Annotated in this window: 7 protein-coding genes; 2 read left to right on the top strand and 5 right to left on the bottom strand. The window is 63.2% G+C overall.

Going from position 1 to position 12,776, the window contains the following annotated elements; genetic code table 11:
* Positions 1-12 precede the first annotated feature (12 nt).
* The 4 genes from ACOGXC_RS08695 to ACOGXC_RS08710 form a co-directional block, all read right to left on the bottom strand.
* Positions 13-537, bottom strand: a complete 525-nt coding sequence (locus tag ACOGXC_RS08695) for an RsmD family RNA methyltransferase (protein WP_419917803.1) — start codon at positions 535-537, stop codon at positions 13-15.
* 123 nt (positions 538-660) lie between these two features.
* The gene (locus ACOGXC_RS08700) at positions 661-1,269 is read right to left on the bottom strand and encodes a GNAT family N-acetyltransferase (RefSeq protein WP_419917804.1); all 609 of its coding nucleotides are present in this window, start codon (positions 1,267-1,269) and stop codon (positions 661-663) included.
* Positions 1,270-1,312: 43 nt separating this feature from the next.
* Positions 1,313-3,439 (bottom strand): ATP-dependent DNA helicase RecG, encoded by a 2,127-nt coding sequence (recG, locus tag ACOGXC_RS08705; RefSeq protein WP_419917805.1) that lies wholly within the window; start codon positions 3,437-3,439, stop codon positions 1,313-1,315.
* 161 nt (positions 3,440-3,600) lie between these two features.
* Positions 3,601-5,250: a DAK2 domain-containing protein gene (locus ACOGXC_RS08710; protein ID WP_419917806.1), complete on the bottom strand. Its 1,650-nt coding sequence runs from the start codon at positions 5,248-5,250 to the stop codon at positions 3,601-3,603.
* 110 nt (positions 5,251-5,360) lie between these two features.
* On the opposite strand from ACOGXC_RS08710, the gene ACOGXC_RS08715 reads away from it, so the two are divergent.
* Positions 5,361-5,609: a hypothetical protein gene (locus tag ACOGXC_RS08715; RefSeq protein WP_419917807.1), complete on the top strand. Its 249-nt coding sequence runs from the start codon at positions 5,361-5,363 to the stop codon at positions 5,607-5,609.
* A gap of 67 nt (positions 5,610-5,676) precedes the next feature.
* Positions 5,677-7,335 carry a phosphoenolpyruvate carboxykinase (ATP) gene (locus ACOGXC_RS08720; protein WP_419917808.1) on the top strand — a complete coding sequence of 553 codons (1,659 nt, stop codon included), beginning with the start codon at positions 5,677-5,679 and terminating at the stop codon, positions 7,333-7,335.
* 94 nt (positions 7,336-7,429) lie between these two features.
* Here ACOGXC_RS08720 and ACOGXC_RS08725 read toward each other — a convergent pair whose 3' ends face one another.
* Positions 7,430-12,583 (bottom strand): fibronectin type III domain-containing protein, encoded by a 5,154-nt coding sequence (locus tag ACOGXC_RS08725; protein WP_419917809.1) that lies wholly within the window; start codon positions 12,581-12,583, stop codon positions 7,430-7,432.
* Positions 12,584-12,776 lie beyond the last annotated feature (193 nt).

Below are 12,776 nucleotides of genomic sequence, written 5' to 3' on the forward strand. Positions count from 1 at the left end.
TTCTCCTGGATTCTACCGCCGACCGGCTATCACCACTACGGTACTCGCGTAACGCCGCTGCTTTATGACAACCCACCCCGGACCAGGAACCACCGGCTGATCGGACTCGGCCATCACCAGGTCGGCGGGGATCAAGGCCAGCAGCTCCGGCCAGGCGTCGAACCGGTAGGGCGGATCGCACAGGGCAACGTCATAGCTTCCCGGCAACCCGGGCAATTCCTCCATGACATCGCCCGGCACCACCCGGCAACGATCGCCGAAACCGGTGGCCGCGATGTTGGCCTCCAATGCGGCCAGCGCAGGGCGGGCCCGTTCCACGAACGTGACCGAAGCCGCGCCCCGCGACAGGGCTTCGAGGCCCAGGGCCCCCGATCCGGCGAACAGGTCCAGCACTTCGGCTCCCTCCAGGCAGCCCGACCCGCACAGCGAGTTGAACACCGCCTCCCGCACCCGACCGGTGGAAGGACGAACATCCAACCCCTCGGGAACACTCAATCGCCGACCCCGAGCCACCCCGGCAATGATCCGCAACGTCATGGCTGCTCAGGCCCGAGGGGCAATGATCCGCAACGCCATGGCTGCTCAGGCCCGAGGGGCAATGATCCGCAACGCCATGGCTGCTCAGGCCCGAGGGGCAATGATCCGCAACGCCATGGCTGCTCAGGCCCGAGGGGGGATGGGTTCTCGGATCATGGGGGTTATCAGCACCTGGCCGCCCAGCGTGAACCGCCCGGAGGGTTCGAAGCCGTGCCGGCGGTAGAACCCCACGTTGGCCGGGTTGCTGGACTCCAGGTAGGCCGGCAACCCGATCCGGTCGCAGCGCTCCAGCATCGGGGCGAGAACCCGACCTCCCAACCCCTTGCTCTGCTGTTCGGGTGACGTGCCCAAAACCGCCAGGTACCAGTGGGGATCGCTCGGACGGGCCTGATGCATCCGACCCAAGGCCTCCATGCGGGAAGGGGCCAACTCGCCGAGCAGCTCGTTCATCATGGTTACGAACTCCGCCCCGGCATCCTGAGCCATTGGTAAAGCCTCATCCCCTCGCGGCGGCTGCCAGTAGGCGACGCATCCATCGGTTCGGGTGCCGTGCAGCTCGCTGCCTGGGAGCAGATGGTCGAGGGTGAAACCCCACCAGCGCCTCAGCGACTCCAGCCGGGCCGGTTCGCCGGGAAAAATCCACCCCATCAGCGGATCATGCTCAAAAGCGGCGACCCAGATGGCCGCTATCCGGTCCCGCCTCTCCAGGCCCATGCGTACGATATCCAGCACCGTCAACCCTCCAATCCTGCCTCCATCAGCCCCAAAAAAGACTTCAGCTCTTCATTAGATAATCGGCATCATCATCGCCCAGGAACAACTCCACCTCGCAGCGCAATGCCGGATGCCGCTCCAGGCCGGGATCCAGGTCCAGCAGTTCCTCTGCGGTGTCGCGGGCCCGTTTCACCCAGTTCTTGTCCCGGCGCAGGGAAGCGAGCTTCAAATCGGTGCGCCCCTTCTGGCGCTCACCCAAAATTGTGCCCTCCCCTCGTAACGCCAAATCCGTCTCGGCCAGCTCGAAACCATCCGTTGTCCCCACCAGGGCTCGCAAACGCTCAGCGGCAACCCCTACTGCGTCGGCAGCCAGAAGGCAGCAGGTGGACTCCTGATCGCCTCTTCCCACCCGGCCCCTGAGCTGATGGAGCTGGGCTATACCGAACCGGGCTGCGTCCACGATTACCATAACCGTGGCGTTTGGCACATCCACCCCCACCTCGATCACAGTGGTGGCCACCAGCACATCGAGGGCCCCAACCCGGAACAGGTTCATCACCGATTCCTTCTCCGCCGGCGAGAGGCGGCCGTGAAGAAGCCCCACCCGTAAGCCGGCCAACTCCTCGGCCTGCAACCGCTCGTAAGTATCGGTGACCGACCGGGCATCGATGCTGCCGGACTCGTCGATCAGCGGGCACACCACGTAGGCCTGCCGGCCCCGGCCCACCTCAGCTTTGACCTGGTCCCACACCTCGGATTCCTCTGCCGGTGTCCGCGCCCAGCGGGTGGATATCGGCGTTCTTCCCGGCGGCATCTCGTCCAAAACGGAAACATCCAGATCGCCGTACACGGTCATGGCCGCGGTCCGGGGAATGGGGGTGGCGGTCATTACCAGCACATCGGGTAACACATCGTTGGATCCCTTGGCCCGCAAGGCGGCCCGCTGCTCCACCCCGAAGCGGTGCTGCTCGTCCACCACCACCACCCCCAGAGAAGCAAAGTTCACCCCCTCCTGTATGAGGGCATGGGTTCCGATGACTATGTCCACCTCCCCCGCCCCCAGCCGGGCCTGGATCCTGGTTCGCTCGGCCCCTGGAGTCTGGTTGGTGAGCAGTGCCACTTGCAGGGGTCGCTCAGCCAGAAGCGAGTTGGGAGCGGGCACAACCATCTCGTTCAGCAGGGATCGAACCCCAAGGTAGTGCTGCGTGGCCAGAACCTCGGTGGGAGCCATCAGCGCGCCCTGGTGGCCCCCCTGCACCGCGGTGAGCAGTGCCGCCACGGCCACCACGGTCTTGCCCGCTCCCACATCTCCCTGCAAGAGGCGGTGCATGGGAACCGGCTGGGCCATGTCCTTCATCACCTCGTGGATAACCCGGCGCTGGGCCCCGGTCAGCGGGAAGCCCAATGACTTCACGAACCGGCCGACCAGCTCGTCCCCCGAGTCATGGCAGATCCCGAGAGCGTCTTTTTGCATTACCAGCTTGCGCATGATGAGTTTGAGTTGCAGTCGCAGCAGCTCATCGAACACCAGCCGGTTTCGAGCGTCGTACTGGGCGGTCATGGACTCCGGCCGGTGGATGGTGTCGAAAGCCTCGTGCCTCCCGACCAGGTTGTGGCGGGCTCTGAGGGATTCGGGCAGCGGGTCACCGATGCCCCGCTTTTCGGATCTTCGCAGCACCTCGTCCACCCAGCGCCTGATCTCTCGGGTGTTGATGCCCGCTTTGCCCGACTGGGGGTAGACGGGCACGATCCGGCCGGTCTCGTCCCCCACCAGGTCGACAACGGGGTTGGTCATCTGCTGCTGGCCCCGATACAGGTCCGGTTTCCCGAACACCACGACCTCTTGGCCTTTTTCGAGCTGATTCCCCCTCCAGGGTTGGTTGAAGAACACCAGCCGCAAACGGCCGCTGCCATCGTCCACGGTTACGGTCACCATCGTTCGATTTCCCCTGATCTTTTTGGTGAACACGCTGTGGACTCGAGCCATGACCATGGCCTCCACTCCGTCCTCCAGGTCGGCAATCATCGCCTGGTTGGTCCGGTCGAGGTAGCGGCGGGGGTAGTAAGTCAATAAATCCAGCACCGTGCGAACATCGATTTCCCACAACGCCCTGGCCTTGGATGGGCTCACCCCGTTGAGGTGCTCCACATTCTTGTTCTTGAAGTCGGCCATGGTCAGCGGGAGCAAATCGTTTGCAGGTTTCCACCCGGAAGTTTCGCCATCCGGCTCGAAATCAGCCAGAGTTCGCGTTCTTTGCTCTTGGGTTCCTGCCATGCCGAGCCCAGCTCACTCGATCCCGAAATAGAAGGGGTACATCTCACTCGATCCCGAAGTAGAAGGGGTACATCTCACTCGATCCCGAAGTAGAAGGGGTACAGGGGTTGGCCGCCCTCATGGATTTCCAACTCCATGTGGGGGTGGTTCCGGGTCAGCCACTCCGATACCTGCTCGATGTCGGCGGCTGTGGCATCAACGCCGCTGATCAGGGTAACCAGTTCGTGGCTTTCGTGGATGAGATCACCCAACAATTGGATGGCGGCCTGAGCCGCGCTCGGGGCCACGACGCGCGGGCCGTGGCAATCCAAACCCAACCAATCCCCGGCAACGATGGATCCCAGCTCGCTCTCGGTGCCCCGCACCGCCCGGGTGACCTCCCCGGTCACCACGGCAGCCGCGGCAGTGGCCATGGCCTGCTGGTTCTGGTCGGCACCAGCCGATGGGTCGTAGGCCATCAACGCGGCCAAACCTTCGGCAACCCCCCGGGTGGGCACCACCCGCACAGTCGCCTCCGTGCACTCGTCCACCCGCTCGGCAACCGGCACTATGTTCTTGTTGTTGGGCAAGAGCACGATCTCCGAGGTATCGAGACGCTCCACCGCCTGAAGGAAATGCTCCGTGGAGGGGTTCATGGTCTGGCCGCCGGCGATTGTGGCTCGCCCGCCCAGCGATTCGAACAAGCGGCGCACCCCGGCCCCCACTGACACCGCCACCACTGCGGTGCGAACCGATTGACCGGCCACCACGGTCACGGTCCCGCTGGTCTCGGTAACCACCATCGACTCGACGTGTTCCACCTGCTCGAACAGATCGGTCACCCGTATGTCGAACGGGCGGCCGGCACCGATCCCCGCTTCGATGCTGCCCCCGATGTCGTTGCTGTGAATGTGGCAGTTCCACAGGCCATCGCCACCCACCACCACCACCGAGTCGCCCAAGCCATTCCAGGCTTCCCGGAAGTCGCCGATCCGGTCGTCATCGGCCTCCAGGAAGAACATGACCTCATAACGCATCCCCCCCGCGCCATTGCCCGCCCCACCAGCTTCCGTAGCCCCGCTCACCACCCCGCTACCGGGATCCACCGGCGGCGGGTCGGGCAGGGGTCGGCCATCCAGGGCGGTAGCCAACGCATCCAAGAACAGCAGGAACCCCGCCGCCCCGGCATCCACCACGTTGGCTCGAGCCAACTGGGGCAGAAGCTCCGGGGTGCGCTCCAGCGAGACCCGCCCCGCCTGCCTGCAGCTCTCGACAAGCCCGAGGAGACCATCCACACCCTGCTCAACCGCCTGGGAGGCTGCGGTCGCCACCTCGCGCACCACGGTCAGGATGGTTCCCTCCACCGGCACCGAAACCGCTTCGTCGGCGGCGGCCGAAGCCTTCTGCAAGGCACCGGCCAGCACCGGAGAATCGATATGGCCGGCTTCGGCCACCGAGTCGGCCAAGCCCCGCAGAATCTGCGACAGGATCACGCCGGAGTTGCCCCGTGCCCCCATGAGCGAGCCATGGCTGATGGCCCGGCACACCTCGGTCATACCCTCGCCGGCACCGGACACCTCGGTCACCACCGACTCCAGGGTCAACGCCATATTGGTGCCGGTGTCGCCATCGGGAACCGGGTACACATTGAGCTGGTTGATGACATCTTGGTGCATGCTGAGAGCATCTCGGAACCACCCCATCGCCTCTCGCAATCCCTCAGCCCCCAGACGGTCCGCCGCCATGGCTTCGATGATACTGATTTGAGCATGATCGCTGAGGTCGTTCGACTCGCGCCCCGCTCGGCTCGGGCGTTAGCCTGCTGAAACTCGGATCACCGGCAGAAAGAGTGCTCGTGCAGGGAGTGATCAAGGCCTACGACCCAACCACCGGCATCGGTGTCGTTGTGAGCGACACCGATATGGCCGAGTTCGATCTAGCCCCCGATGCGCTGGCAGGATCGGTGTTTCGGATGCTGCGCCAGGGCCAAAGGGTGCTGTTCGATCTGGAGGAAGGCCAAGCCACCCGCCTGCGGTTGGGGTCGGAGGTGGACATGGGTACCCCCGCCTTCCTGACGGTTGCCCGCAGTTCGGATAACTCGTGAAGCACTCGGTGGCCGACCGGATTCGTGCCCTGCAACCACCGTCCCCGATAGTGCCGTGGGGCATCTCGTGAAACACTCGGTTGCCGACCAGCTCCGCGCTCGCTTCGGCTTGGACTCGGTGGATGTCCGGTCAGGATTGACCCAGGACGAGTTGTTCAGCGCCGCCATTGCCAGGGATAGGGGTCGCACCCGCATCGATGGTGGCGAGCACGACCAGAAGGCCTTCTCAACCGCGCTGGGCATCGATGGTCCGCTGATCTTCTATTCCGATCCCACCTGCACCGGCCGGCCCGTTCAGGACACGTTCGCAGTGGCCTGGCCCGAAGTGGTGGACGAGGTGTGGTGGAAGTCGGACTTCAACAAGCTGGATGCCGATCACTACCCCGGGCTGTTGGACCGAGTGCTGGCCCACCTGAACGAGCGGCGGTCCACGCTGTACACCACCGACGTGTTCTGCGGCTGGGACCCGGAGTTCGCCATCCCCTACCGGTTGGTCAGCGAGTACGCCACCCATGCCTACTTCGCCAACATCATGTTCCCCAAGGGGGTGCGCGACGACACCGAGCGGGCCGACTCCGGCTGGACCATGCTAAACGTCCCCAGCTTCCGGTGCGATCCCGACCGCGACGGCACCCGCACCGACCGGGCGGTCATCATGGACCTGAGAAATCGACTGGGCCTGGTGCTGGGCCGGGCCGATTACTGCGGCGTGGTCAAAAAGACCATGTTCACCGTGATGAACTTCGTGCTGCCCGACGCTGAGCAACTCACCATGCACTGCTCGGCCAACGTGGACCGTAACGGCAACAGCGCCATCATGTTCGGCCTCTCCGGAACCGGCAAGACCACACTGTCCGCCGATCCCAATCGGAGCCTGATCGGCGACGACGAGCACGTATGGACCGAGTCGGGTGTGTCCAACTTCGAGAACGGCTGCTACGCCAAGCTCATCCATCTGAACAAGGAGGCCGAACCCGTCATCGCGTCGGCCCTGTCCATGGCGGGAACCCTCATCGAGAACGTACCCGCCCTGCCCGGCCGGGACCTTGCCGGCATCCACCCCCAGGAACTCGACCTGGCCGACGACTCCATAACCGAGAACACCCGCTTCGCCTACCCGCTGACCTGCAACCCCCATGTTGCTCCCGGTGCCAGGGGCCCCCATCCCCGCACCATTGTGTTGTTGACCGCCGATGCCTTCGGCGTGCTGCCCCCGGTGTCGATACTGAGCCGCAACGAGGTCATGTACCACTTCGTGATGGGGTTCACCTCCAAACTGGCCGGCACCGAGGTGGGCGTGGTGGAACCGCAGGCCACGTTCAGCGCCTGCTTCGGAGCGCCGTTCATGTCCCATAAGCCATCGGTGTACGCAGAACTGCTGGCTCAGCGCATGGACACCCACCAGGCCCGCTGCATCCTGTTGAACACCGGCTGGTCGGGAGGACCCCACGGGGTGGGGGAACGGATATCCATAGCCCATACTCGAGCGCTGCTCAACGCCGCCCTCGACGGCAACCTGGACACCGTGGAAACCACCAGCCTGCCAATCCTGGGACTCAAGATCCCGGTGTCTTGCCCCGGCGTTCCCGACGAAATCCTTAACCCCCGCAACACATGGAGCGACCCCGACGCCTACGACGAGGCTGCGATCCACCTGCGCGACCTGTTCCGCCAGCGCTACGAGGAGCAGAACTACGCGGCCCTGGGCATCGAGTCCATGCTCTGAGGGGCAGCGCTACCGCCACAAGGAAAGTCGATGCTCTGAGGGGCAGCGCTACCGCCACAAGGAAAGTCGATGCTCTGAGGGGCAGCGCGGTTGGTTAGTTGCAGATGTCGTTGTTCAGATCGGCGGGGTTGTCGCCGTAGTTGCCGCGGCCCAGGCGGCGGCATTCCTCGGTGAGGATGGTTTTGTACTCGTCGCGGTGGGTGGCCGCCAGGGTATCGCCGGCTTTTTGGCGGGCTATGGCCTCACGGCGGGTGTAGGGCAGTGAGCAGACATCGGCCACGCCGTCACCGTCGCTGTCGAGGGGGTAGGTGGTGGGCCCACCCAGGGAGCGGTTGGCGCACCAGGAGGGGCCGGTGATGGTGCCCGAGTAATAGGGGCCTCCATCGTTAGGCGGCGGGAACCCCGGAGCAGCCAACTCATCACCGCCGCAAGCCTCGCTGCCGGGTTGGTTGGCGCACTCGGCGTTGACCAACCGGCGATACAAGTTGGGGTACCGGTTGGCCAGGGTTATCACCGCGTTGTGGCGGGCTATCGCCTCACGGCGGGTGTAAGGCAGCGAGCAAATATCGGCCACCCCGTCACTATCGCTGTCCAAAGCGAACAAGCGGGCCCCGCCCAGGGAGAACTCAGCACAAAAACTCGGGCTGTCGATGGGGCCGGTGTAGTAATCCTCATCACCAGCCCGATCATCACCAGGAGTGACGGTGGGCGAGGTGCCCGCAGGGCCGGCACCAACCGCGTTGACGGCTCGCACCTCGAAGGTGTAGGCCACCGGACCGGTACCGGTATCCACACCGGATACAACCGCGCTCATCGTGACCGCACCAACATCAGCCCACTCACCAAAACCGGCGCTGCCGATACGGGTGCGCCACTGCCAACCCGTCACCGCTGACCCCCCATCGCCACCCGCCATCCAGGTAACTGTGATGGTGCCATCGGTGGCCGTCGCCGACACAGAGGGAGCTTCGGGCACCGCCGCCGGTGTCGCCGACACCGAAGCCACAGCACCAGCACCCATCGCGTTCTGAGCCCTTAAGTGGAACGCGTAACTGGTGCCATTGACCAGATCCGACACCGGCACCGAAGTGGCATCAGCCCCCAACCCCATACCAGCCAAATCCCGCCACTCGCCATCATCAACCCGCAAATGCCAACCCGTCACCACAGAACCCCCATCGGTACCAGGGGTCCACGACAAAGTCACCGTACCGTCACCGGGCGTGGCGGTAACCGTGGGAGCAGCGGGAGTGGTAGCAGGGGTTGCAGTGTCAACCCCAACAGCGCCGACACCCATCACGTTTTCGGCTCGAACCTGGAAAGTATAAGTAGTGCCATTGACGAGATTGGAGACGGGCACCGAAGCAGTACCAGCAGGATAAATAACCCAATCCCCATCGCCGGTACGCAACTGCCAACCCGTCACCACCGAACCCCCATCACCACCAGCCGTCCAGCTCACCGTCACCGTCTTGTCACCAGCCATGGTGGACACTTCCGGCGCATCAGGCACCGCCGCCGGCATCGCAGTCGCAGTCGCAGCGGGGCCGGCACCAATCCTGTTCCGGGCCCGGACCTCAAACATATAGGCAACACCGTTGGTGAGACCATCAACCTCACGGGTGGTCGTAGCAGCAGGCACATCAACCCAAGCTCCGAAACCAACAGCACCGGTTTTCATCCGATACTGCCAACCACTAACCACAGCAGCCCAAGACGACTCCCCCACCACACCGCCAGCACCAGCACTCCAGTTCAAAGTAACCATCGTGTTGCCAGCGGTGGCGGTAACCGACGGAGCGGGGGGCACCGCCGAGGGGGTGACCGCCTCGGACTCGAACGCCGCCCCAATCACCTGAACATCGGTGGTTATGGCTCGCACCTGGAACGCATAAGCCCGCCCGTTGGCGAGATCATCCACCACCAAACTACGAGCCGTAGCCCCACCGGTGACGGCGGTCCATGAATCGTAACCTCCACCATCGGTTTTCATACGGTACTGCCAACCCGTAACCGTGCTACCCCCCGTGTTCACCGCAGCCCACGCCAGCGCAACCCGCCCATCACCGGCTGTGGCTTGCAGCGAGCCGCCAGCAGGTGCACCCACCGGCGTGACCGGGCCGACCATGCCTGCGGCGGGGCCGGCACCGAACTGGTTCACCGCTCGCACCTCGAAGTCATAGGCCACCCCATTGGTCAAGCCCCGCACCAGCACCCCCGCTGATTCAGCCAGGTGGCGGGCCGGTGGGGTGATGCGAGCTCCCAGCGATTGCCACGCATCAAAACTGCTGCTACCGCTGCGACGCATCCGAACCTCATAACCCAAAACCGCAGAACCACCCTGCGGAGCCAGCAAAGAGACTCTCACCTGACCATCACCCGGTGTCACTGCCACCTGGCGGGGCGCGGTGGGCGTATTGCCGGGGGTGACCGGCAACGACTGCGCCGGTGCGCCCTTGTTGACATCGGTAGTTGCAGTCTCCAAAACACCCTCGCTGTCAAAGGCCATCAAAGCGTTCACCGCCCGCAACCGGAACCGATAAGACGTACCGTTGGTCAAACCCTTTATCACCGCCGAAGTCGTAGACGGCCCCGAACCCGGAACCGGAGTCCAAGTCGTCTCCCAACCACTCCATGAGGTCTCGCCCGCAGCTTTTGAATCCTTGATGTACTCCCAGCGGATGATCGGCGGACCCCCCGAACCCACCGACCTCCATGACAACGTCACCTGGCCATCACCACCCGAAGCAGCCAAACTCGCCGGCGCAGGGGGTGCCACACCCGGGATCACCACCCTGTCCGGCATGACATCGCCGGCTTTGTTGTACAAACCGGCACCGTTGGAATACAACACCGGACCCTCCAACCAACCGGTGCCGTGCCGGTTACGCGCTCTGACCCGGAACTCGTAGGCCACCCCATTGCGCAAACCCGACACCACGATCCCATCACCCAAATCGGTGCTGGTCGCATCCCGCCCCGCGAACCTTTGACCCGTATTGGACACCGCCCATGGCGACCACTCACCCCCGGCAGGACGATACGAATACTCCCAAACCGTGTCATCATAAGTACCATCGGTATCGGTGAAAGCATTCTCATAACCAACCACAAAACCACCACCGCGCCTTACAAGCCTCCCTTTGGGTCGGACGATGTTCAACTTCACCTGACCATTACCCGGCACCGCCAACACCTCCGGACGCGTGAAGGCTATATCCCAACCATTGGCACCGGGCAAAGGCGGAGCCCCGAACACAAACGGTTCCGACTCGCCCGTATAACCCGCCCCCAAATCAGACACCGTCCGGAACCGAAACGTGTAAGTCTCCCCAACCCGGAAAGTCATCTCATCAAAAAGCTCAGTAGCCCTAGAAATGCTACCCACCAGAGTAACCCACCCACCCCACGGCCCATCACCAACCTTCCACGACCACTCCCACCGCAAACGCGTACTACCATTAAGATAACCACCAGGCAAGGATAAACCCATATGAGGGCGACCATCGGTGCGGGGATCACCAGTATAACCCCTCAAAAACACATGCATCGCCATAGCGGGAACACTTTTGGCGATGTTCACCCTCACAACCCCCGACTCCAAACCCACACCCCTGGCATTCTGCGCCCGCAACACAAAATAATGATCCCCCACCCTCAAACTCCCCACACACAAATTAACAAGACATTCAGTTGCATTCCTATAATCAAAACTCCGAGGTCTGGACAACGTCACCGTCGACAACCCCGCACACATCGGATCCAACCCCGCTGTGTTATCACACAAATCATACCACGCTGCGCTGGTCAACCCATCCACCGTTGTCGCATGTCTCAACTGCCACTTCGTCACGGGAGAACCACCATCGGAACCCGTCCACGACAAAACCACCTGACGCAACCCTATCGTGTAATCCGACACCACCTCCGCTGACACCGCCGGCGCCGACGGCACCGTCCCCGGATAAACAACCCCCGTCTCAGCCACCGCACCCTCACCAACACTATTCACCGCCCGCAACCGGAACCGATAACCCACACCCGCCATCAAACCCGGAACCTCATACTCTCTAGTCGTGTAATCACCCGGTATCGCCACCCAAACACCCCACTCACCATCACCTGCCCGCACCGAATACTCAAAACGCCGAAAACTCCCGCTAGTAGCACCATCCGGTCGGCCCCAGTTCAGCGTCACCGACGACTCCTCTGGTGTCGCTCTCAAATTTTTGGGAGCCCCCAAAACCTCACCCAAATATATGAACCCAGAACGCGCCCCCAAACCCCCACCCAACGCATTAACCGCTCGCACCTCAAACACATAGGACTGGGCATTATCCAAACCGGTCACAAAATAAGACCTAACCTCGGCCCCACCAGGAACCTTCTGCCACGCCGCTCTACCCAGATCGCTGTAACCCGAACTCGTCCACCGGACTTCCCAACCCGTTACCGGCGAGCCAACCACCCCCGGCGCAGCCCACGACAACAACGCCGACTTATCCCCCGGTGCCACCACAAAGTTACGAGGAGCACCCGGCGCACCCCCCACCACCACCGGCCCCACCACACCGGTAGCACCGTTGCCATGCTTGTTGACCGCCCGCACCCGGAACGAATACCCAACATCGTTAACCAAACCCGAAACCACGAACGACTCGCGATCCCCAGCCGCACCACCATCATCGGCCATCGTCGACCACGCCGACCAACCCCCATCACCCTGTTTGATCGCGTACTCGTACCGCAAAATAGCAGAAAACCCCGACCCCGCTACCGCACCAAAAGCCTTGGCCCACTTCAACTCCACCTGAGAATCGGAAACCTCAGCCCGCAAATCCGCTGGCATCGGCGCAACACTGGACATCAAATACGCATCCCCCGGGCCTATATTCGCAATCTTGCCCGCACCCGCGGCGTTCACCGCCCGCACCCAGAACCGGTAGTGACTACCAACCGTCAAACCCGTCACCACCACCGACCGAGCAGCCCCACCACCGGGCACCGCCCGCCACACAACCTTACTACGATCCCCCGAAGTGGGCGCTAAAATCGTAGAAGTATCCACCACACTGTCGTCCGGCGGATCCCAATTGGTCCCACCATCGGTCGATTGCGAAAACATATACTCATAACCCGAAACCCCCGTAGTAGCCGGCGGCGGCCCCCACGACAACCGCACCTCACCACCACCCAACACCACCACCAATGTCGACGACGGCAAATTCGGCACACTCTGCGCACCCACACCCCCCACCGAAACCAACACCGACCCCAACAAAACCAGAGGCCCAACAAACCAAGGCAGCGCTACACGCCTACCCCCCCCCCCCCCCGGCTAGAACCCAAACCAACCCGCAAAAAACTCAACATAACCTCCACTATACCCACACCCCCCCCCCCCCCCCGCAAGTACTTCACCGCAGAGCCGTTAGCGGGGA

The sequence above is a fragment of the Candidatus Poriferisocius sp. genome, assembly GCF_965202595.1.
Lineage (GTDB): Bacteria > Actinomycetota > Acidimicrobiia > Acidimicrobiales > Bin134 > Poriferisocius.